The following is a 20,960-nucleotide window of genomic DNA, read 5'->3' as shown; positions in this document are numbered from 1 at the left end:
CTGTGCGTACCCGTCAGTTCTTGGCCCGATTGCTGCGTTGGTCATGGCGGTCATAACGATTGCTGCGGAAGTATTGATGAGGCGCCTCGCGACTAGGGCGTCCAAGAAGTGGCGGGGCGTCAAACGACAGGCAGGCCCAGCATATTGGATTTGAACTGGCGAGCGCGGTCCACCCATGGCCGCTCCGCCTAAAGCCTCAACAAGAAACGGTAAGAAAAAATGCGCTCGAAAACCCCATTGACTGGCACCAAGCGGAAAAATGCCGAGAAGCTGACGCAAGGCTTTCGCGGGATATTCGTGTTTCTCTTCACCACCTCCGGCGTCATCAACATTCTCGCCCTGACCGGCTCCTTCTACATGCTGCAGATTTACGATCGCGCCCTGACGAGCGGCAGCGTTCCAACGCTTCTCGCCTTGTCGGCTCTGGCCATCGGTCTTTATCTGTTCCAGGGCATGTTCGATATTATCCGCTCGCAGGTGCTGGTGCGTATTGGCGCACGTCTCGACAGCAGGATCGCTCCGATGGCGCATCAAGTGGCTATCGATATGCCCCGCTTTGGTTTTTCCACGGCCGAGGCACTGGAGCGTGGCCGCGATGTCGATACGGTACGCGGCTTCCTCGGCAGCCAGGGTCCGGTTGCGCTGTTCGACCTGCCGTGGATGCCGCTCTACCTAATTTTTGTTTACATGCTTCATCCCTATCTCGGCGCTCTCACCTTTGCCGGAGCCTTCGTCCTGTCGATGCTGACAATTGCTACCGAGCTGATGACACGCCGCTTGGCAAGCGCAACCCATCAGGCCGCCATTGCCCGCAACGGGATCGCCGATTCAAACGCCCGCAACGCCGATATTCTGAAGGCGATGGGTTTTGCCGGAAGGGCGGTTGATCGCTTCAATCAAGCCAATCAGGATCACCTCGAACTTCAGACACGCACAAACGACATCACTGGAACATTTGGAGCGATCTCTCGTGTACTTCGCATGATCCTGCAATCTGCAGTGCTTGGCCTGGGCGCGTGGCTCACGATCCAGGGTGAGTTGTCCGCTGGCGCAATTATCGCCGCGTCGGTTGCTTCAGCCCGCGCTCTCGCGCCCGTCGATCTCGCGATTGGTAACTGGAAGAGTGTCGTCGCTGCGCGCACGGCATTTGGCAGGCTCAAGGAAACCGTCGTCGCACTATCTTCTATCGAGGCACCGATGGACCTGCCGGCTCCTATTAGATCGTTGAAGGTTGAAAAGATCACGGTAGCCGCACCCGGGTCTGGCCGCGTGCTTCTGAGCGATGTGAGCTTTGAGATCAATGCGGGCCAGGCGCTAGGCATCATCGGACCGAGCGGCGGCGGCAAGACGACGCTTGCCCGGGCTTTGACCGGTATCTGGCCGACGCTACGCGGCAGCGTGCGACTGGATGACGCCGAACTGACCCAGTGGTCGGACAGCAAGCTTGGCCAATACATGGGCTATCTTCCGCAGGATGTAGCCTTGCTGGATGCCACCGTCGAAGAGAATATCTCGCGCCTGGAACCCAAGGTGGATGCACGGGCGATCGTCGAAGCGGCCCAGATCACCGGGATTCATGAGATGATCGTGCGCATGCCGGACGGCTATCGTACGGCACTTGGTCCGCAGGGCGCTTCACTTTCCGCTGGCCAGCGGCAGCGCATCGGCTTGGCACGTGCCCTCTACCGCAATCCTTTCATCGTGGTCATGGACGAGCCAAATTCCAATCTTGATGGTGAAGGCGAAATGGCCTTGACCCAGACGATCAAGGCCATACGCGAACGCGGCGGCATAGCCGTCGTTATAGCGCACCGGCCAAGCGCTTTGGCCGCAGTCGACATGGTCGCCGTCATACAGAACGGCAAGATGGTGGCTTTCGGACCAAAAGACGAGATTCTCAAATCATCCGCACCCGCAGAAACAGTCAACCGACCCGCGCCTGCCGCACAAAATGCGCCGCGCGTCACATCGAGGGTTTCAGCATGATAATCGATGTCAAAGGTACCAAAACAACCAAGCCGGAAACGGACGAGTCACATGAACATTATGCCCTGAAGAACCAGGACAAACGGTCCAATGCACCGCTGTTCTTTACGGTGTTTCTCACCGGGCTTGCACTTTACCTGAAAAGCGCGTTCCCGCGGCTCGGAAGTGGCGACACGCAAGAAGAAGCTAAATCTCAAGCACCCGAGCAGTCCGGGTCGCCTGAGGTTTCAGCAGCTGGCGCTCCCGAAGTGATGACGGAAGTCGAAGAACCAGCAAAGGAGAAGCCAGGTTCCGGTGGCCGATTGTTCGGTAGCGGAGACTGGCGCTATGAGCTTTCCGATTCCCCGATGATCGAGTTTCAAAAGCTCAACCTGCCAAACTCGGCTCTCTTGAAGAAGTTCGGCGGGGTATCGTTCTCCTTCCATGCGGCAAACGACAATGCCTGGCGCGGTGGCCGGGTATCAAATATTGGCAGCGGCGGTGTGGGTGGGGGTGGCGCAAACGTTCAGGTTGCGCCGGTGCACGACGTCGATCCTTACGAGGATATCGATGAAGACGAGGATGACGATACGGACGAGGAGAAAGCGGTCAATCGCGCGCCCAAGGTCAACGGGCCGGTCTATCTGGCGGATGTCTTTGGTTGTGCCGTCGCCCTGATCGGGCTTTCCGATCTCCTGCGCGGTGCATCTGATCCGGATGGCGATGCGCTCCGCATCGAGAATGTTTCCGTGTCGTCGGGGACACTGACGCAAACGCCGAGCGGCTGGTATTTCGATGCGGCGATGCTCGGTCCCGTGACCGTCACCTATCAGATCAGCGACGGCAAGGTGTCGATTCTGCAGACGGCCCAGTTCTCCGTGCTGAAGGCACCGCCCATTATCGGTACCCAAGGCGACGATATCCTCATCGGAACAAGCTGCGCTGACGACATCGACGGGCGTGACGGCAATGACAATATAGACAGCCGGGGCGGCAACGACACGGTCAATGGCGGCAATGGCAATGACCATATCATCACCGGCAGCGGTAATGATCTCATCTTTGCAGGCGCTGGCGACGACATCGTTTTGGCCGGCCTCGGTGACGATCAGGTCTTCGGCGGCAGCGGCAACGACCGGCTGTTCGGCGAGGAAGGTCGCGACACCATCTTCGGCGAAAGTGGCGATGATACGATCAGCGGCGGAGAGGATGACGACCTGCTGTTTGGTGGTGAGGGCAATGACAGCGTTGCCGGTGATCTCGGCCGCGATACGATCCATGGCGATGCAGGCGATGACCGCCTGGATGGCGGCGGCGGCAATGATAACATTTTTGGCCAGGCCGGTGCCGACGTTCTTGACGGTGGCCTCGACGATGATGTTCTCAGTGGTGGCCCTGGCAAGGACATTGTGCGCGGCGACGATGGCAACGATACCGTCTTGGTTGATACCGATCAGGTGCCCGACGTTTATGACGGCGGCCCTGGCGTCGATACGCTCGATTATACCGCAGTCCTGTACGGAAGCACGATCGATGTCGACGAAGGTACTGCATCCAGCGCCGAGATTGGTGAGGACACGATTTCGAACTTCGAGGTTTTGCTGGCTGGGGCGGGACAGGATGACATCCAAGGCAGCGATGCGGCCGAGGAGATCCACGGCAATGGTGGCGATGATGTGATCGATGGCCGGGGTGGCGCCGACATTGTGTCTGGCGGCAAGGGCAATGATCACCTGTCTGATGGCGCGGGGCAAGACTCTGTAAGCGGCGGTGCCGGTAATGACACGGTCACAGCCGCCCTGGATATAGTCGATGATGCCTATGACGGCGGGGAAGGCATCGACACGCTCGATTATTCGGCCGCCCTGATGACCGTGGTCATCGATGTCGTTGCCGCCAACGCCAGCGGCGCGGAAATCGGTACGGACAGCATTACCAATTTTGAGGTGATCAATGCGGGTGCGGGAGCCGACGAAATCAACGGCAGCACGGCCAGCGAAAGCATCTTCGGAAACGCAGGCGACGATATGATTTCTGGAGGAAGCGGTAATGATACCTTATCGGGTGGTGCTGGCAACGACGTGATCGCAGACGGCGAAGGGGCGGATTGCGTGTTGGCTGGCACCGGCGACGATATAGTACAAGCGGCGGCTGATGGCAGCAATGACATCTACTCAGGTCAGGCTGGATCCGACACGCTCGACTACTCGCAGTCGGCGCAAGGCGTGCTCATCGATCTGGATTCGGGCGCGGCGACAGGCTTCGATATCGGGCACGATGTGATTTCCGGCTTCGAACAGGTGGTCGGGAGCACAGGCAACGATCAGGTGATCGTCGGAACCACCGCCATGGTGCTTGAGGGCGGCGGTGGCGCCGACACTTTTGAATTCCATATCCCGGAAGGGAGTTCCAGTGCCGAAGTCATTCACCAGATTCTCGACTTCATGGTTGGCGATCGCATCGAGATGTCCAGGTATGAGATCTTCGAAGATGTCATCGACAGTCTGGAAGATCGATTCGAGGATACCTACGGCGCGGAGGCCGACGCGCAACCCTTACCGATCCGCGTTCGTCACGAAGGGACGGATGAACTGCAAAAAACGCTGATAGAGGTCGATATGGACCGCGATGAATACTATGAAATGACTATCAATCTGACTGGTCATCACATGTTGATGATCGTCGAAAACCCTTGAGTAAAGACGTCGTTGTGACGCGAGTGGGGAGTAAAAGATGTTCGGGCGACAAAAACAAAAAGACATAGGCCAGGGACCTCAGATCGATGCTGGAAACAGTTTCGCCGTGGGCCCTCGGGTCTTTGCGGGCGTTACTCTTGGATTGATGCTTTTCGTCGGTGCGGGCGGCTGGGCGGCAACCGCACAGCTGACAGGGGCGATCATCGCACCCGGCATGGTCAAGGTCGATCAGAACCTGAAGTCGATCCAGCACCGCGACGGCGGGATCATCAGCGAGATTGCGGTCAGGGAAGGTGACTTTGTCACGAAGGGTCAAATCATGCTGCGGTTGGATGACGCCGAAACGCGCGCGGAACTTTCGATTGTTCGCACGCAGCTGGTCGAACTAATGGCGAAACAGGCCCGGCTGATGGCCGAGCGCGACAATCTCGACGCCATCATGATGTCGGCGGAACTGAGCGCGCGAACCGGGGACTTTCCACATGTGTTCTTTGGTGAAAAGCGCATGTTTGACGGCAATCGCCAGAATCGGGAGAGTCAGAAGGAGCAGTTGGTCCTCGGCATCGACCAGCTCGGCGAGGAAATCAAGGGGCTTGAATCGCAGCGCGACGCCAAGATCGACGAGATTGCGTTGGTCAAGACCGAACACGGCAAGATCAAGGGCTTGACAGACAAACGCCTCATCGAGACCTCGCGCAAATATATAATAGACCGCGAAATGGCGAAGCTCCTCGGCGAACGGGGCGAGGTTGAAGCCAATATCGCGCGCGCCAAAGCCCGCATGGGCGAAATCCGCCTGCAGATTATAGCCATCGATGAAACCGCACGCACCGAAGCACAGCGTGAACTGAGCGCAATCGAGCCAAAGCTCTCCGAACTCAAGGAACGCCGGGTGGCGATCGAGGACCGGCTGGCGCGCGCCGATATCCGCGCACCGTTGTCGGGTACTGTAAACGAACTCGCAGTTCACACCATCGGTGGCGTGATTACCCCCGCGGAGAAGCTGGTGACGCTTGTCCCCGCAGATGCCGCGCTGAAGATAGAGGCGAAACTGTCACCGACCGATATCGACCAGGTTTTCGTCGGACAGCCGGCCAAACTGCGCTTTTCGGCCTTCAACCAGCGCACAACACCGGAACTGCATGGCCGAATCGCCTATGTTTCCGCGGCGACCAGCAGCGATCCGTCGACCGGTCAGGTCTATTATCTGGCCGACGTCGTCGTGCCATCAGACGAGCTTGAAAAGCTCGGTGACAGCAAGCTTTTGCCTGGTATGCCCGTGGAAGTCTTTGTTTCGACAGAAGAGCGTACAGCGATGTCCTTCCTGTCCAAGCCGCTCGCCGATCAGTTTAACCGGGCCTTCCGTGAGCAATGATGAGGCCTGGTGATTCAGGTGGCATTCGCGAGATCCGTTTTTCCATCGCGGGCGCCTCTTGTTAACGGCATATTCGATTGCTAAACCCCTTCAAAAAGGGATTCACTATGCCACCAATCAACCTAGCAATTGTCGGCGTTGGTAAAATTGCCCGCGATCAGCACCTGCCTTCAATTGCCGGCAATACAGACTTGCAGCTTGTCGCTACGACGAGCCGTAACAGCGCGGTCGACGGTATTCCGAATTTTCCGACGATAGAGGCGATGCTGGCCGCAGTCCCCTTCATCGACGCAGTTTCGTTATGCATGCCTCCTCAGGCCCGCTACGATGCTGCCTACAAGGCGATCTGCGCAGGCAAGCATGTATTTCTCGAAAAGCCGCCTGGGGCAACGCTGAGCGAGGTCACTGACCTCGAAGCTCTTGCCATTGAGAAGGGGATCTCACTTTTCGCCAGCTGGCATTCCCGATATGCTGCTGCCGTTGAAGCTGCAAAGTCTTTTCTGGCATCAACGAATGTCCAAAGCGTCCACGTCATCTGGAAAGAAGATGTCCGCCACTGGCATCCCAATCAGGATTGGATATGGCAAGCCGGCGGTCTCGGCGTCTTCGACCCCGGCATAAATGCGCTATCGATTATAACGCATATCTTGCCGACGGGCATTTTTCTCAGGAATGCGACGTTGGAATTTCCGGAAAACAAGCATGCGCCTATCGCAGCCGACCTTAATTTCACGAACAGTGACAATATTCCTGTTCACGCGGAATTCGATTGGCGGCAACTCGGTGAACAAACGTGGGACATTATTGCCGAAACGTCTGCCGGAAAGATGGTGCTGGCTGAAGGTGGTTCAAAGCTCACGATCAACGACACGGTTGTTCCAGTTTCGTCGGAGACGGAATACGCAGCACTTTACCGTCAATTCGCCAGTCTGATCAAAAATGGGGAATCCGATGTCGATCTTGCGCCGCTTCGGCATGTCGCCGACTCTTTCATGCTCGGCAAACGTGTCTTCGTTGCACCCTTCCACGATTAGCATCAGACGCAATTTGTCCAATACCGCGTGGAGCTGATCCACGCAGCAACCGATTACGCGTGGCAAATGCGAGGGCCTTGAGCGATCGTTGCTGCTCTCATGCGGCGCGAACAAAATCAAACCATATTTCAGCGGGATTTTATCATTCAGCCCATGAACATTTTCATGGTCAGCGCATTTCAATTCGTACCTGGCGAACAGGCGCCGAGCAAGGATTGGCAACCATGAAGAAATTCGTTACCGCAGCCATTATCTGTGCCGCCTTTTCAAGTGCAGCATATGCCGTTGATGACAAAACGCGGGATGCCATTCAGGCGCTTAAATTTACGAAGGCAAACGCCTATGCCAAAGCCATCGACCAGTATTGCTTTGCCGATCATCCATTTGCCACTCGGCCCCTCGCCGATGCCGCCACGCAAGAGGCGGAATTCCGCCAGGAAATGAATGGGAACGAACAAGCTACGGATATTATCGCAGACGCCGATCGCTCTGCAGCGGAACATTTGAAAGTCGATCAATCAGCCTGCGCGCCGGCCGCTACATTCGTCGATGGTGTAGTAGCGACGATTGAGGACTCAAAACAGCACATGGCGGCCATCAAGCAGACGTTCGCCGATGCGAAGGCGGCCGAGGAAAAGGCTGCGCAGGCCGAAAAGCGGTCCGCTACTTGCCACGATCTGCAGTCGAGCGCCGACGCTGCCGGCCTTGAGGACCTGGTATCCAAACGGATGGCGCTCCTTGACTGTGCCGACGTGCTTGGTGTCGATAATATTGCCAAGGTTGACGCGCGCATCGAAAAACTGCGCGCGGACCAAAAAACCGCTGACGACGCAAAGCAGAAGCAAGCCGCCGATGCAAAGGCAACGGCCGCGGACGCCGACGCGAAAAGAGCTGCCGAAGTTGCAGCGAACATGGCAAAGCCTGCCATCAAGCCAGCGGTCAAACCCGCAGTGGAGATGACTTTCGTCGGCAGGTGGGATCAGATTGACGGTAGCTGCCGAGGCAGACTCTGGGATTTCAATACAAGGACATATGACGGAACGCCTATCAGGAATGTCCAACGAAATGGCAACAGCTACCGGGTGGAACTGAGCGACGGCTATGCCTTCGAGCTCCGGGATGTGACAAAAAGAAACCTCACCTGGTATTCGCTCGAAAGCGGCGACAGCTTTCGCTTGAAACGCTGCAGATAAGTCTGGTTAGCAATCACGCCTCGTATTGTGGCTTGGGCGCAATCCTGCATTTTCCCAAAAGTTGGAACTCCGCCCCTTGGTGAACGTTAACCTTATCAAATGGGCGGGATATTTGATTTGAAAAAAGGAACACTGTTATGTTGAAAAAACTGCTTATAGTAGGAGCAACAGCGCTAGCCGCCATGACATCGGCTCCTTCCTTTGCTCAGTCCATTCAGATTGGCCCTGACGGTGTTCGGCTGCAAGAGCCACGGCCGGAACGGGATTATCGCCGTTTTTCGGACATCAGTGAGCGCGAAGCGGTGCGTATCGCCAGAAGCGAAGGTCTTCGCGACGTTGACGACGTAAGACGCACGAGGTCAAGATTTGTCGTTGAGGGTATAGATCGGCGCGGAAACGATATCCGCGTCAGTGTGGATCGCCGTACTGGCGACGTTATTTCTGTGCAATAAGCTGAACATAACGAGAGCCCGCCGCCGCAAGTGGCGGGCTTTGCCATATTCTACAGTCAGTCGCTCAGTAGGCTGATGTATCGCCATAGTCTTCAGTGAGATCATATAGACGCGACAGTTCCAGCTCGACTGCAGTGAAGAATGCTCCAACCTGTTCATCCTGCTCGTCCTCCGGAACGCCAATCCGCTCAAGGTGCCGAAACAGGGTATCGGCAATTTGGTTACGATAGGCTTCCGCCTGCCGATCCGTAGTCTTTTCCATGAGCTTCGCCGCCACGTCGCGTATTTTCGCCATACGCTTCGTCAGTGGGAACGCAATGATCTGGCAGGAGATCGGGGATTCAGCTTCGAACATACTCATACTCTTCCCAAGTTCGGCAACGCCGCGCTTACAATTGATTCGCTCAACGATAAGGCGAAGGTTCCTAACAATGTGTTCAGCTGTGCGGCCCGTCATGCCGTGCGAACTCCCTATGATTGGTTACGTAACAAGTTATGTAACAAGCCAGCGAACAGATTGTGTGTAACAAAACCATAATGTTGCCCGCTACGGCACGCATGCCTATTCAACTTCATGTAAAGTGATTCGCATTCATTACGGCATCGACCATGGCACTGAGTAATGCAGAACGGCAGAGACGGCACCGCGAACGGCAGAAGCAAAAGCTTGCTGTGGCTGCACCGGATCTCTCCATGCAGTACGAGAATGTCGGCGCTAACCTTCGTGACAAACTATATGCGCTGATCGACGCTGAAAATGTCCGGCGCGAACGTGCCGTAACACTTGTCGGGCCGACGGATTTCCGCAGGGTCATTCTCGATATTGCTCTCAACGAAAATCGCTCGGGTATCGCCGACAGCGCGCGAATGGTCCTGCTCAAGGCTCTCTGTATGGGCGAAAGTTCCGAAAAGGAAATTCTCGAGGCGCGCCGGCAAAAGGATGCTTCCGCCGAGCGAAAGGCAGACTTACGCGACAAGGAACAGGTGACGCCGCTTGCGCATTATCTGCGTGTTCCAAATTTCGGCTAATTGTTACACTTCTGTTCTCATGTTTCGTTAGCTTGGCGCGCTAGCGCTACCTAACGATAAAGGACGAATTCCATGGCACATCCTGCCTTTTCACCTTCCCATGTAGCCGTAGTCACAGGAGGCGCGTCTGGCATCGGCCTTGCGGCTGCAAAGCGCTTCGCCACGATGGGTTTAAAGGTTGCCATTGCTGATCTTGCCGGTGAAAAACTCGACCATGCCTATGCGGCGGTATCTGAACTCGCCAACACTGGCGATGTGGTGGCCGTCGCCACGGACGTAACCAATGTCGAGGAGCTGCGCAAACTACAGCAGACGGTCAATGACGGATTCGGCGGCGTTGACGTCCTCTTGAACAATGCAGGCATCCAGCCTGGCAGCAGTATTTTCGAGCCAGACAATTGGGACAGGATCATCGCCGTAAACCTTTTCGGCATCATCCGTGGCAGCCAGGTTTTTGGCCCGGACATGATCCGGCAAGGCAAACCGGGCCTCATCATCAATACCGGCTCCAAGCAGGGCATAACCACTCCGCCAGGCGATCCTGCTTACAATGTCTCGAAATCGGGCGTAAAGACCTTCACTGAAGCCTTGCAACATGAATTACGTAACACAAAGGACTGCCACGTAACGGCTCATCTCTTTATTCCTGGTTTTGTCTATACGCCCTTGACTGCAGGAGATCGCACAGAAAAGCCAGCTGGCGCATGGACGCCGGAACAAACGGTCGATTTCATGCTGGAGCGTGTGTCAGCCGGCGATTTTTATATCCTTTGCCCGGACAACGATGTAGCCCGTAGCCTCGATGAGCGGCGCATCCTCTGGGCAGCCAACGATATTATCAAGAACCGTCCACCTTTGTCGCGCTGGCATCCAGACTATCAGAGCGAATTCGCTGATTTTCTCAATCAGGATATCTGACACGCTAATTCTGGGACACAGTTTCGGATATTGTGGACCCATCAAATGCGAAAGAGCAATTTCCAGATCGGTCGCTTGATACCGGGACTGATCCGGTTCTATGCTGACGAGAACCTTTCATTGACCAGGTTGGATCCATAATGACCTCATCTCCCAAAATCCCCGCCGTCGATCGCGTCAAGCTCGATCGCCTGGCAGAAGTAGCTATCAAAATTGGCTTGCAGTTGCAGCCTGGACAGGATCTCCTGATCACCGCCCCGCTTGCCGCTGTGCCTCTGGTGCGGCGGATAACAGAACATGCCTACAAGGCGGGAGCGGGTCTCGTGACATCGCTATACAGCGACGAAGAAGCCACTCTTATGCGCTATCGCAACGCGCCAGACGAAAGTTTCGATCGCGCCACAGGCTGGCTGTTTGAGGGCATGGCGAAAGCCTTTTCTGCCAATACAGCCCGGCTTGCAGTTGCCGGCGACAATCCGATGCTGCTCTCGTCGGAGGATCCGGAGAAGGTCTCTCGTGCGAACCGGGCGCAATCCCGCGCTTACCAGCCCGCGCTGGAAAAGATCACCAATTTCGAAGTCAACTGGAACATCGTTTCGTACCCGAATCCATCCTGGGCAAAGCAGGTATTTCCAGACCAGGACCCTGAAGTAGCCATAACCATGCTCGCCGACGCAATTTTTGCAGCATCACGCGTCGATCTGGACGATCCTGTCAGCGCTTGGCGTGATCACAATGCCGCCTTGCATAAGCGGACAAAATGGCTAAATGAGCGCACCTTCTCGGCACTGCATTTCAAGGGACCAGGCGCGGATCTCACTGTCGGGCTGGCCGATGAACATGAATGGCACGGTGGTGCTTCGATCGCAAAGAACGGCATAACCTGCAACCCGAACATTCCCACCGAAGAAGTTTTCACGACACCCCACGCACTGCGGGTCGATGGCCATGTTTCGAGCACCAAGCCACTTTCTCACCAGGGGACGCTCATCGAAAATATCCAGGTTCGCTTCGAGGGTGGCAGGATTGTCGAAGCCAAGGCGACGCGAGGCGAGGAAGTCTTCAACAAGGTGCTTGGCACTGACGAGGGTGCGCGCCGTCTCGGCGAAGTCGCGCTTGTCCCTCATTCCTCTCCGATTTCAGCATCGGGCCTGTTGTTCTTCAACACTCTTTTCGATGAAAACGCTGCAAGCCACATCGCGCTCGGCCAATGCTATTCGAAATGCTTCATCAATGGCGGCAACCTGACGCCCGAAGAAGTTGCGGAGCGAGGTGGCAACAAGAGCCTCATTCACATCGACTGGATGATAGGCTCTGGCGAGATCGACGTGGACGGCATCAACAAGGACGGTTCGGCTATCCCCGTGATGCGCAAGGGCGAATGGGTCTGATCATTGAGTTCATAATAGCAAAAAGGCCACCCAAGGTGGCCTTTTTGTTTCTGGGTTAGGCAACCAGCCGTCCAGCTGATTCCGCCTGCGCATAGGCCTTACCGAAACGATTTGCGAGAAACGCGTCGAGCGCAATATCTTCCTGCTTGAGGAAGCCTTGCTGCGGCAAGGCGCCGTTCGCAAGCATGTCAAGCACGGCGCAAATGGCCGACGCCGTCGTGATCTGTATCCCGCTATATAGCTGCGACCCGATATGGCCGCTATAGACCTTGTTGGCATAGGTTTCCTGAAGAAGGCGGCCCTTCTTGCGGCCGCTGACCGTAACGAAAATCACGACGACATCCTGGAGGGTAGATGGCAAGGCGTTTTCAAGGATATCCTTGAAAACGTCACGGCGGTCACGCAGTCCAAGGTCGTTGAGCAGCGCCTTCATGATGGCCGCGTGCCCCGGATAGCGGATGGTGCGATAGTTGAGTGTTCGCACCTTGCCGAGGAGCGTTTCGCACAATGTGCCAAGGCCGCCTGACGTATTGAACGCCTCATAGGTCACCCCGTCGAGCGAGAATTCCTCGCGCTCTTCAAGCGGCGGCACCTCAGTCAACTCGCCATCGACAATCGCTTCGCACGGTTCGCAATACTCGTTGATGACCCCGTCCGTGCTCCATGTCAGATTGTAGTTCAGCGCATTGGATGGATATTGCGGCAGTGCGCCGACGCGCATGCGCACGCTTTCCAGCGTATCGAAGCGCTTAGCCAGATCGTTGGCTACAATCGAGATGAAACCCGGAGCAAGGCCGCATTGGGGAATGAAAGCGGTCTTGGCAGTCATTGCCAGCTGCTTGACGATGCGCGTGCTGGCCACGTCTTCGGTCAGATCGAGATAATGCACGCCCGATTTGGCGGCAGCTTCTGCTATGCGCGTGGTCAGATGGAACGGGGCTGCACTCAGCACGGCGAATTTGCCATTGAGAACGCTTTCAAGCGCTCCGGCTTCAGCAATCTCGATGCAGGCGGTTTCAACGAGCGGCGATACGTCCAAAGCATCAAGCTGGGCGTGTGACCGGTCGACGACCGTTACGCGATAATCTCCCGTACCAGCCAGAAGATTGGCGATGGTCCCGCCGATTTTCCCTGCTCCAACGACAACGATCTCTTTCATGTGATTCCCCTCGCATATAAAAACTTTATATGAATTTCGCATATTGCTCGGCGAAATGAAGTCTGTAAACTGACGAAACAACGCCATAATTTTGGCGATATGCCGATGGGATTTGTCAATATGCTGTCAGAAGCCGATCATGCCCTGCTTTCATTGCTGCGCGAGAATGCGAGAGCCTCGACTGCCGAGCTTGCCCGCAAGCTGCGCGTATCACGCACCACTGTGCAAAGCCGCATCGAGCGGTTGGAAAAACGCGGTATGATAAGGCGGTATAGCGTTCAGCTTTCCCCCGAATACGAACAGAACCTGGTCAAGGCGCATGTGCTGGTGACGGCCTTGCCGAAACTGGCTGTGAAGGTTGAGGCGGCCTTGCGGAAAATCGCCTGGGTCAGAACGCTTCATTCTGTTAGCGGTCAATTCGATATGATCGTTATCGTTGAAGCACCTTCGATACAGGAACTGGACAAATTGCTCGACGAGATCGGCGCTCTTGAAGGTGTCGAACGCACCATGTCGTCGATTATTCTCTCCACCCGTATCGATCGATAATGGCGCACCCACAACCTGACACATGCCGCTTGACTCTTGCTGTCATCGGATTCCATAATAGAACATATCATGAACATTGAAAGGCTACCGTAGTGACAACCGTCGATCTTACGGCGTTGAGACGCGACATAGCCTCTCTTGGAGAAAGGAATGCGCATGCTGCGCAGCGCTCCACCTTTGACCTTGGGGACAATGAAATCGACCGCGTATTCCACGAGGGTATGCAGCGTGGTGCCGTGCATGAAATCTTCGCAGAAGAAGCTGGCGACGCAGGTGCGGCGACCGGTTTCGCCATTGCCCTTGTCCTGCGCGCTTCCCCGGATCAAAGCCCTATTCTATGGTTGGAAGAAGATTTTGCAGCGCAAGAGAATGGCTTCCCATATGCTCCCGGCTTGCAAAATATCGGGCTTGATCCGCAACGCCTCATTATCGTGCGATGCGCCTCCCCGCAGGATGTTTTGAAAGCTGCTTCGGACAGTCTCGGTATTCGTGGCACGGGTGCCGTCATTATTGCGCCTTGGAGCAACCCGAAGTGTCTGGATCTGACCGCCTCACGCAAACTGCTGCTGACTGCGCAACAAACCGATGTGCCGGCTTTTCTTCTACGATTGGGTGCATACCCCAGCGAAAATGCTGCCATCACACGCTGGTTGATCAGGGCCGCACCTTCACAATCAAGTGGCGCCAATGCACCAGGCCATCCGGTTTTCGACGCCACGCTCATACGCAACAGACAGGGAATGACAGGCCATTGGATCCTGCAATGGGAAAGTGATGATCATGTTTTCAGACAGATCGAGCCGGTTTCTGGCACTATGGTTTCCGCACCTTCCTACCGACCGCCTCAAACGCGAAAATCCGGGACGCGCCCATACTGATCAACACCAGATCGTGGTGGACAAACTTGCCAATGCCTTGCGGCTGACGGCTGTCGATGAAAAGGCAGCCAAGGCGGGGCTCTACAAGGGCATGGCTCTGACAGATGCACGCGCGCAATTTGAAAAGCTGGATATCGCTTTCGCCTCACCGCGCAAGGATGTTGCCCTGCTTGAAAAACTGGCCGATTGGTGTGATCGCTATACACCGCTTGTGGCACTTGATGAGCCTCATGGCCTCCTTCTCGACCTGACCGGCTGCATTCATCTTTTTGGCGATGAAAGCCAGCTTATTGAAGATATCCATAAGCGTCTTCAGCGCAATGGCGTGATCGTCCGGACTGCGCTTGCAAGCAATCCCGCTGCAGCACGTGCTCTTGCGCGGCACTCGCCCGGCGGCATCGTCGACCGGAATGACGAGACGCGCCGATTATACGCCTTGCCTCTTATCAGTCTCGATATCGAAGAGAAACATCTCGCCGGTCTCAAGCGTGCAGGCTTACGCAGCGTGGGTGATATCGATGTCTTGCCCCGAGCTGCACTCACGGCGCGTTTTGGCGCAAATCTTGTCAGTCGTCTCGATGCATTGTTCGGTCGTCAGGACGAACCTATTACCCCTCGCCGTATCGTCCCTGTCTGCATGGTCGAGCGGCGTATGGCGGAATCCCTCATCGCCATGGAATCCGTGGAACACGTTCTTCTGTCTTTGAGCGACGAACTTTTCCGTCGCCTGCAACAAAGAGTTGAGGGTGCCCGCGAGATCGAAGCCAGCTTCTTTCGCGCCGATGGCAATGTACGCCGCATCAGTATTCACGCCGGACACCCCATTACCGAAACAAAAAGCATGTTTCGACTATTGAAAGAGCGGCTTTCCACACTTAGCGATCCGCTCGATGCCGGTTATGGTTTTGATATCATCCGGCTTGCCGCTATTCGTGTGGAACAGAGCCAAGCGATCCAAAAAAGCCTCGACAACAGGGCGCAGGAAACAGAAGAGATCAACACGCTTGTCGATCGGCTTTCCATCCGTCTTGGCAATTCCCGTGTGCTGCGCCCGCTGCCTGTCGACACATATATTCCCGAACGGGCGGTTTCACTGGAATCTGCCGCTTCCTCAAGACAGGACGTAGTATTTGAACGGGCATCAGAACATAATCCTGGCAATCCTCCAGAGCGGCCAATCCGATTGTTTCAGCCACCCGAGCGGATTGATGCGACGTTTGAAGTCCCTGATGCCGCCCCGGCACGATTCACCTGGCGCCTGGTTCAGCATATTATCATCTTGGCAGAGGGACCGGAACGCATCGCCCCCGAGTGGTGGCGCGAACATGCCGGCGCGCTGACGCGGGATTATTACCGCCTCGAAGACAATAGAGGCCGTCGTTTCTGGGTGTTTCGCGAAGGCTTGTACGAGCGTGGCGATCCCACACCGCGCTGGTTTCTGCACGGGATTTTCGCCTGATGCCACCTTACACGGAACTTGCTGTCACCAGTAATTTTTCCTTTCTTGAGGGCGCCTCGCAACCGCATGAACTGGTGCAGGCTGCAGCCATACTCGGGCTCGATGGTATAGGCATCGCTGACCGCAACACACTGGCAGGTGTGGTGCGGGCCTATAAGGCTCATAATGAGCTCAAGGAAAAAGCAGGAATACGATTGAATCTCTTTATTGGATGCAGGTTGGTCTTTATCGACGACACGCCAGATCTGCTCGTCTACCCACGCGACCGCGCCGCCTATGGTCAGCTCTGCCGTCTTTTGAGTGAAGGCAAGGAACGGGCGAAAATCAAGGGTGAGTGCCATCTGGTATTTGCGGATTTTATCTTCCGTGCAGGGGGCTTCCAAATAGCGGTCATTCCTCCAGATCACTCTGATAGGAAATTTGCTGATTTCCTCAAGATAATTTCAATGGCAGCACCAGACTCAGTCTGGCTTGGTCTTGCCATGCCGCATCAAGGTGCAGACCGGCGGTATGGTGAAAAGCTGGCGCGTATTGCAGCTGAGGTCAAAGTTCCCTTGCTGGCGATCAATAATGTGCTTTATCACACCGCTGCACGGCGGCCGTTGCAGGATGTGCTGACCTGCATTCGCGAGCACGTCACGATCGATACGGCCGGACGCAAGCTGGAAAAGAATGCGGAACGTCATTTGAAATCGCCTGATGAAATGCAGCGACTTTTCCGGCATTTCCCCCGAGCACTTCAGGAAACGCAGCGTTTCGTTGAGCCGATCTTCTTTTCGCTCGATCAGCTGAAATATGACTATCCTGACGAACCTGTGCCACCAGGCAAGACACCGCAACAATATCTATCCGAGGAAACGTGGAAAGGTGCTGCAATGCGCTATCCTGAAGGCATTCCGGAAAAGGTATGTGCGATTCTACGGAAGGAGCTGGCGATAATCGAAGGGCTTGAATATGCGCCCTATTTCCTTACGGTTTATGACATCGTCAAATATGCCCGCTCGCAGAATATTCTTTGCCAGGGCCGCGGCTCCGCTGCCAATTCCGCAGTCTGTTATTGTCTTGCTATCACAGCAGTTGATCCAAAACACACGGACGTCTTGTTCGAACGGTTCCTCTCGGCGGAGCGGAAAGAACCACCGGATATCGATGTCGATTTCGAGCATGAACGTCGCGAAGAAGTGATGCAATGGGTTTATAAGCGTTACGGCCGCAATCGTGCGGCTATCGTGGCCACTGTCATCAGTTACCGACCGCGCAGCGCTATCCGTGATGTGGGCAAGGCTTTGGGACTGACAGAAGACGTTACTGCTGCGCTGGCCAATATGGTCTGGGGCAGTTGGGGTACGGCGGTTGAAAAGAACGAGGTTCGGCAAGCTGGACTGGATCCCGATAATGTCATGATACGGCGTGCCGTCCGGCTGGCGACCGAATTGATTGGTTTTCCACGCCACCTTTCCCAGCATGTGGGCGGATTTGTACTGACGCAGGAGCGTTTGGACGAAACCGTCCCTGTCGGTCCTGCGGCCATGAAAGACCGTACATTCATAGAGTGGGATAAGGATGACATCGACGAACTGAACATCATGAAGGTGGATGTGCTGTCACTTGGTATGCTGACCTGCATTCGCAAGGCTTTTGATCTCATTCATCTTCATGGGGGCAACCGTTACGAACTGGCAACGATCCCCCAGGAAGACTCCGCCGTTTACGACATGCTCTGCAATGCCGATTCCCTTGGTGTGTTCCAGGTGGAAAGCCGCGCACAAATGAATATGCTGCCGCGTCTTCAGCCTAGAAAATTCTATGATCTGGTAATCGAAGTTGCCATCGTTCGTCCTGGTCCAATCCAGGGCGATATGGTCCATCCCTATCTGCGCCGGCGCAGTAAAATAGAGAGAGTCCACTATCCATCTCCTTCCCCTGACGAGGGCGATAAGGATGAACTACGCAATGTCCTTGAAAAAACCCTTGGTGTACCTCTATTCCAAGAACAAGCCATGCGCATTGCCATCGAGGCGGCAAAATTCACCCCCGACGAAGCCAATAAATTGCGCCGTTCCATGGCCACATTCCGCAATGTCGGCACGATCCATGAGATGGAGAAACAAATGGTGGAAGGTATGGTTCGCCGTGGTTATGAGCGAAGCTTTGCCGAAAACTGCTTCAACCAGATCAAGGGCTTTGGTGAGTATGGTTTCCCAGAAAGCCATGCGGCAAGTTTTGCGATCCTCGTTTATATTTCCTCCTGGATCAAATGCCACCATCCAGCGACATTCGCTGCGGCACTTTTGAACTCACAACCGATGGGTTTTTATGCTCCCGCACAGATCATCCGCGATGCACGCGAGCATGATGTCGAGGTACGTCCCGTCGATATAAACTTCAGCGAGTGGGACAACACGCTGGAACGCATCGACAAGAATAATCTTGCCTTGCGTTTGGGCTTTCGACAAGTCGAAGGCTTTTCGAAAGCCTGGGCGGACGAGATTTGTGCAAAACGCAAGCGCCACTACAGTGACATTGAAGAATTGCGCCGTCTGACGCGACTGGAAAGACGAGCCTTTATTCTCCTTGCTGATGCCGATGCGTTCCGTTCGCTGGAAATCGATCGCCGTGAAGCACTCTGGGCGGTCCGTCGTTTCCCCAACAATGAAACACTGCCACTATTCCAGGCTGCTGAAACAAATGAATTGGCAAGGGAAGCCGAGACCAGGCTACCGCAAATGAAAATGTCCGAACATGTCATTGCCGACTATGAATCGACGCGGCTCTCGCTCAAAGGCCATCCTATGCAGTTCCTGCGTGAAGTGTTGGCGGCTGAAAACATTGTAACATGCAAGCAGGCAAACACTCTGAACAATAATCGACGCGTCAAACTTGCCGGCGTGATCACTGTCCGGCAAAGGCCCGGCAATGGCAAAGTTGTCTTTATGACAATTGAGGATGAAACCGGCATAGCCAATATCGTTGTCTGGGCAAAACTACTGGAAAAATATCGCAAGGAAGTCATGGGATCACGCTTGATCATGATCGAAGGAACTGTTCAGAGCGCCGACAATGTCGTCCACATTGTTGCCAGAAAACTGTTCGATCGGACCGGAGATCTCTATCGTCTCTCCGAACAACGAACCATCCTACCTGTGTCCCATAGCGACGAAGTGATACATCCGGTCCCGGATCGACCACGGGCCAGCCATCCACGCAAGGTGCGTATTTTACCAAGATCAAGAGATTTTCACTGACCGTTCAAGCCTGCTTGCTTTCCTTGGCCAGTGCAGCCCGGTCTATCGCAGTGATCATGCAAATTTCCAGGTCACCCAGACCATCCTTGATCTCGGATTCGGAAATACCCGCAGCTTCCGCATCAGCGGCACATTTCTCGGCCAGCTGTTTGGGTCGACGATCGTGATGTGCCATATCTGCCGGTTTGTTGGCATCGACATTGATGTCGATCCAATTATTAACGAAATCGATCGCTCTTTGGCTCATGCATTTTCCTCCTTGGCGTCGCCAATGTCTCCCGTACAAAACTGCGGGAAGCGCAGAAGGTTGCGAAAAACACGGATTAAACAGCTTCGCCGGCCCAAACCTTGAATTTCGTCAGAACATTCGGCCCGAAAATATTCGTCAGGGGCACATCTGCCGCGTCGCGCCCATGCGCCACCTTGATCCGGCCTATTCGGGGCTGATTGTTACGGGGATCAAAAGCGTGCCACTGACCCCCGAGGTAAACCTCCATCCACGCACAAAAGTCCATTTCCGCGTGTGGTGATGGTATGCCGATATCGGTTATATATCCAGTGCAATAGCGCGTCGGAATATTCAGGCAGCGGGAAAAGGCAACTGCAAGATGCGTGAAATCACGGCACACACCGCGGCCTTCGAAATACGCCGAGGATGCCGTGCGGGTAGGGTTCGAATGTTCATAGCCAAACACAATGTGATTGTGCACGAAATCACACACTGCCTGAACACGCTGCCAGCCTTCCGGTACGTGGCCGAACAGGCGCCACGCCTCCTCGCTCAACAAATCGGTCTCGCAATAGCGGCTGCCCATAAGGTAGACCAGCGTTTCATCCGGAAGATCTTGCACCCGGTGCTGAACAGCATCGAGAACCACAGGATCTGGCATGCCGCTGTCGTTGACGACGGCATTTGTGGAGCAAAAAAAGTGCCCGGTGCAGCGAGAATACGATTACACCAGTTGCCGAACTGGTCGTGATAGCCGTCGACCCTGGCGCCAAATGTGGTCTGGAACGTCTCGATGCCTTCCAGATCGGCAAAACGCGAATGATGCACATTCAAAATGGCAATCAGAGGCGTTTCCTGCGTAAACTCGAACGTCAGTTCACACCCCACATTAATCCTCATCGGCCGTTTTCCTTAAAGCTTGAAAGTCTGATTTCAACATAAAAACACAGCACGACAGACTATCAAACGAAAAGCAACCGGCCCCGACAAGGGACCGGCTAAAATTCGAGGTGACAAAGGCGATCAGGCCTTATTGACAACCTTTTTCACAGCATCCTTGGTTCGCCCCTTGGCTTGCTGTGCTTCGCCTTTCATTGCCTGCATTTTGCCCTTCGCCTGCATTTCCTTCGATCCGGTCGCCTTACCGGCAGCCTGCCTGACATGGCCAGCAGCCTTGTTTGGCTGCGCCGGAAAGTTTGTCGCTGGTACTACCCATTAAACGGCCGGGTTTTGCGTTTGTTCCGCTGGTTCAAACTTTACAAGCATTTGAAAATTAATCATTTTATTGCGGTAGCAAACGACCCGGCGCCCACGGGGGAACAGGCACCGGGTCTCCAGTTACCGATCGAAGCTCGATCAGCTGGATGGAAACGTAGACAGCTCGCTGT

17 protein-coding genes and 1 pseudogene are annotated in these 20,960 nt (G+C 55.1%); 13 read left to right on the top strand and 5 right to left on the bottom strand.

The window, feature by feature from the left end; genetic code table 11:
• Nucleotides 1-219 precede the first annotated feature (219 nt).
• The 6 genes from N8E88_RS19495 to N8E88_RS19470 all read left to right on the top strand — a co-directional run bounded on the left by N8E88_RS19495 (nt 220) and on the right by N8E88_RS19470 (nt 8,715).
• On the top strand, nt 220-1,986 hold the full coding sequence (locus tag N8E88_RS19495; RefSeq protein WP_262295117.1) for a type I secretion system permease/ATPase: 1,767 nt from the start codon (nt 220-222) through the stop codon (nt 1,984-1,986).
• Nucleotides 1,983-4,661, top strand: coding sequence for a calcium-binding protein (locus N8E88_RS19490; protein ID WP_262295116.1), 2,679 nt, complete (start codon nt 1,983-1,985; stop codon nt 4,659-4,661). Before N8E88_RS19495 ends, N8E88_RS19490 begins: the two co-directional genes overlap by 4 nt.
• Before the next feature lie 37 nt (nt 4,662-4,698).
• A complete protein-coding gene (locus tag N8E88_RS19485; protein WP_262295115.1) occupies nt 4,699-6,036 on the top strand; it encodes an HlyD family type I secretion periplasmic adaptor subunit in 1,338 nt (445 codons plus the stop codon).
• 107 nt (nt 6,037-6,143) lie between these two features.
• Entirely contained in the window at nt 6,144-7,070 is a 927-nt protein-coding gene (locus tag N8E88_RS19480) for a Gfo/Idh/MocA family protein (RefSeq protein WP_262295114.1), read from the top strand.
• Between the two features lie 224 nt (nt 7,071-7,294).
• On the top strand, nt 7,295-8,263 hold the full coding sequence (locus tag N8E88_RS19475; protein WP_262295113.1) for a hypothetical protein: 969 nt from the start codon (nt 7,295-7,297) through the stop codon (nt 8,261-8,263).
• A 137-nt stretch (nt 8,264-8,400) separates the two neighbouring features.
• Nucleotides 8,401-8,715 carry a PepSY domain-containing protein gene (locus tag N8E88_RS19470; RefSeq protein WP_262295112.1) on the top strand — a complete coding sequence of 105 codons (315 nt, stop codon included), beginning with the start codon at nt 8,401-8,403 and terminating at the stop codon, nt 8,713-8,715.
• Nucleotides 8,716-8,779: 64 nt separating this feature from the next.
• On the opposite strand, the gene N8E88_RS19465 is transcribed toward N8E88_RS19470, so the two are convergent.
• Complete coding sequence (locus N8E88_RS19465; protein WP_262295111.1) at nt 8,780-9,070, bottom strand: DUF6074 family protein; 291 nt, start codon at nt 9,068-9,070, stop codon at nt 8,780-8,782.
• A gap of 254 nt (nt 9,071-9,324) precedes the next feature.
• On the opposite strand from N8E88_RS19465, the gene N8E88_RS19460 reads away from it, so the two are divergent.
• From N8E88_RS19460 to N8E88_RS19450, 3 genes are all read left to right on the top strand, one after another.
• On the top strand, nt 9,325-9,744 hold the full coding sequence (locus tag N8E88_RS19460; RefSeq protein ID WP_262295110.1) for a hypothetical protein: 420 nt from the start codon (nt 9,325-9,327) through the stop codon (nt 9,742-9,744).
• Nucleotides 9,745-9,816: 72 nt separating this feature from the next.
• Nucleotides 9,817-10,662 carry an SDR family NAD(P)-dependent oxidoreductase gene (locus N8E88_RS19455; RefSeq protein ID WP_262295109.1) on the top strand — a complete coding sequence of 282 codons (846 nt, stop codon included), beginning with the start codon at nt 9,817-9,819 and terminating at the stop codon, nt 10,660-10,662.
• Nucleotides 10,663-10,802: 140 nt separating this feature from the next.
• Nucleotides 10,803-12,053, top strand: coding sequence for an aminopeptidase (locus N8E88_RS19450; protein ID WP_262295108.1), 1,251 nt, complete (start codon nt 10,803-10,805; stop codon nt 12,051-12,053).
• 55 nt (nt 12,054-12,108) lie between these two features.
• Here the strand turns inward: N8E88_RS19450 and N8E88_RS19445 are convergent, their stop codons facing one another.
• Entirely contained in the window at nt 12,109-13,212 is a 1,104-nt protein-coding gene (locus N8E88_RS19445) for a saccharopine dehydrogenase family protein (protein WP_262295107.1), read from the bottom strand.
• 120 nt (nt 13,213-13,332) lie between these two features.
• On the opposite strand from N8E88_RS19445, the gene N8E88_RS19440 reads away from it, so the two are divergent.
• The 4 genes from N8E88_RS19440 to N8E88_RS19425 all read left to right on the top strand — a co-directional run bounded on the left by N8E88_RS19440 (nt 13,333) and on the right by N8E88_RS19425 (nt 19,343).
• A complete protein-coding gene (locus tag N8E88_RS19440; protein ID WP_262295535.1) occupies nt 13,333-13,761 on the top strand; it encodes an Lrp/AsnC family transcriptional regulator in 429 nt (142 codons plus the stop codon).
• A gap of 92 nt (nt 13,762-13,853) precedes the next feature.
• Complete coding sequence (locus N8E88_RS19435) at nt 13,854-14,639, top strand: ImuA family protein (protein ID WP_262295106.1); 786 nt, start codon at nt 13,854-13,856, stop codon at nt 14,637-14,639.
• A 13-nt stretch (nt 14,640-14,652) separates the two neighbouring features.
• The gene (locus N8E88_RS19430; RefSeq protein WP_262295534.1) at nt 14,653-16,098 is read left to right on the top strand and encodes a Y-family DNA polymerase; all 1,446 of its coding nucleotides are present in this window, start codon (nt 14,653-14,655) and stop codon (nt 16,096-16,098) included.
• Nucleotides 16,098-19,343 (top strand): error-prone DNA polymerase, encoded by a 3,246-nt coding sequence (locus N8E88_RS19425; protein ID WP_262295105.1) that lies wholly within the window; start codon nt 16,098-16,100, stop codon nt 19,341-19,343. Before N8E88_RS19430 ends, N8E88_RS19425 begins: the two co-directional genes overlap by 1 nt.
• 4 nt (nt 19,344-19,347) lie before the next feature.
• Here the strand turns inward: N8E88_RS19425 and N8E88_RS19420 are convergent, their stop codons facing one another.
• The 3 genes and pseudogenes from N8E88_RS19420 to N8E88_RS31875 all read right to left on the bottom strand — a co-directional run bounded on the left by N8E88_RS19420 (nt 19,348) and on the right by N8E88_RS31875 (nt 20,694).
• Complete coding sequence (locus N8E88_RS19420; RefSeq protein WP_262295104.1) at nt 19,348-19,590, bottom strand: DUF768 domain-containing protein; 243 nt, start codon at nt 19,588-19,590, stop codon at nt 19,348-19,350.
• A gap of 76 nt (nt 19,591-19,666) precedes the next feature.
• Nucleotides 19,667-20,472, bottom strand: a pseudogene (locus N8E88_RS19415) (transglutaminase-like domain-containing protein).
• A gap of 123 nt (nt 20,473-20,595) precedes the next feature.
• On the bottom strand, nt 20,596-20,694 hold the full coding sequence (locus N8E88_RS31875) for a hypothetical protein (RefSeq protein ID WP_410010664.1): 99 nt from the start codon (nt 20,692-20,694) through the stop codon (nt 20,596-20,598).
• Nucleotides 20,695-20,960 lie beyond the last annotated feature (266 nt).

It is taken from the genome of Phyllobacterium zundukense (assembly GCF_025452195.1).
GTDB lineage: Bacteria > Pseudomonadota > Alphaproteobacteria > Rhizobiales > Rhizobiaceae > Phyllobacterium > Phyllobacterium zundukense_A.
This window is presented reverse-complemented; position numbering and strand designations above follow the sequence as displayed.

Excerpts from the sequence above, each read along its gene's own strand:
- N8E88_RS19495 (WP_262295117.1), top strand. The coding sequence starts at position 220 with ATGCGCTCGAAAACCCCATTGACTGGCACCAAGCGGAAAAATGCCGAG.
- N8E88_RS19490 (WP_262295116.1), top strand. The coding sequence starts at position 1,983 with ATGATAATCGATGTCAAAGGTACCAAAACAACCAAGCCGGAAACGGAC.
- N8E88_RS19485 (WP_262295115.1), top strand. The coding sequence starts at position 4,699 with ATGTTCGGGCGACAAAAACAAAAAGACATAGGCCAGGGACCTCAGATC.
- N8E88_RS19480 (WP_262295114.1), top strand. The coding sequence starts at position 6,144 with ATGCCACCAATCAACCTAGCAATTGTCGGCGTTGGTAAAATTGCCCGC.
- N8E88_RS19475 (WP_262295113.1), top strand. The coding sequence starts at position 7,295 with ATGAAGAAATTCGTTACCGCAGCCATTATCTGTGCCGCCTTTTCAAGT.
- N8E88_RS19470 (WP_262295112.1), top strand. The coding sequence starts at position 8,401 with ATGTTGAAAAAACTGCTTATAGTAGGAGCAACAGCGCTAGCCGCCATG.
- N8E88_RS19465 (WP_262295111.1), bottom strand. The coding sequence starts at position 9,070 with ATGTTCGAAGCTGAATCCCCGATCTCCTGCCAGATCATTGCGTTCCCA.
- N8E88_RS19460 (WP_262295110.1), top strand. The coding sequence starts at position 9,325 with ATGGCACTGAGTAATGCAGAACGGCAGAGACGGCACCGCGAACGGCAG.
- N8E88_RS19455 (WP_262295109.1), top strand. The coding sequence starts at position 9,817 with ATGGCACATCCTGCCTTTTCACCTTCCCATGTAGCCGTAGTCACAGGA.
- N8E88_RS19450 (WP_262295108.1), top strand. The coding sequence starts at position 10,803 with ATGACCTCATCTCCCAAAATCCCCGCCGTCGATCGCGTCAAGCTCGAT.
- N8E88_RS19445 (WP_262295107.1), bottom strand. The coding sequence starts at position 13,212 with ATGAAAGAGATCGTTGTCGTTGGAGCAGGGAAAATCGGCGGGACCATC.
- N8E88_RS19440 (WP_262295535.1), top strand. The coding sequence starts at position 13,333 with ATGCTGTCAGAAGCCGATCATGCCCTGCTTTCATTGCTGCGCGAGAAT.
- N8E88_RS19425 (WP_262295105.1), top strand. The coding sequence starts at position 16,098 with ATGCCACCTTACACGGAACTTGCTGTCACCAGTAATTTTTCCTTTCTT.
- N8E88_RS19420 (WP_262295104.1), bottom strand. The coding sequence starts at position 19,590 with ATGAGCCAAAGAGCGATCGATTTCGTTAATAATTGGATCGACATCAAT.
- N8E88_RS31875 (WP_410010664.1), bottom strand. The coding sequence starts at position 20,694 with ATGCAGGCGAAGGGCAAAATGCAGGCAATGAAAGGCGAAGCACAGCAA.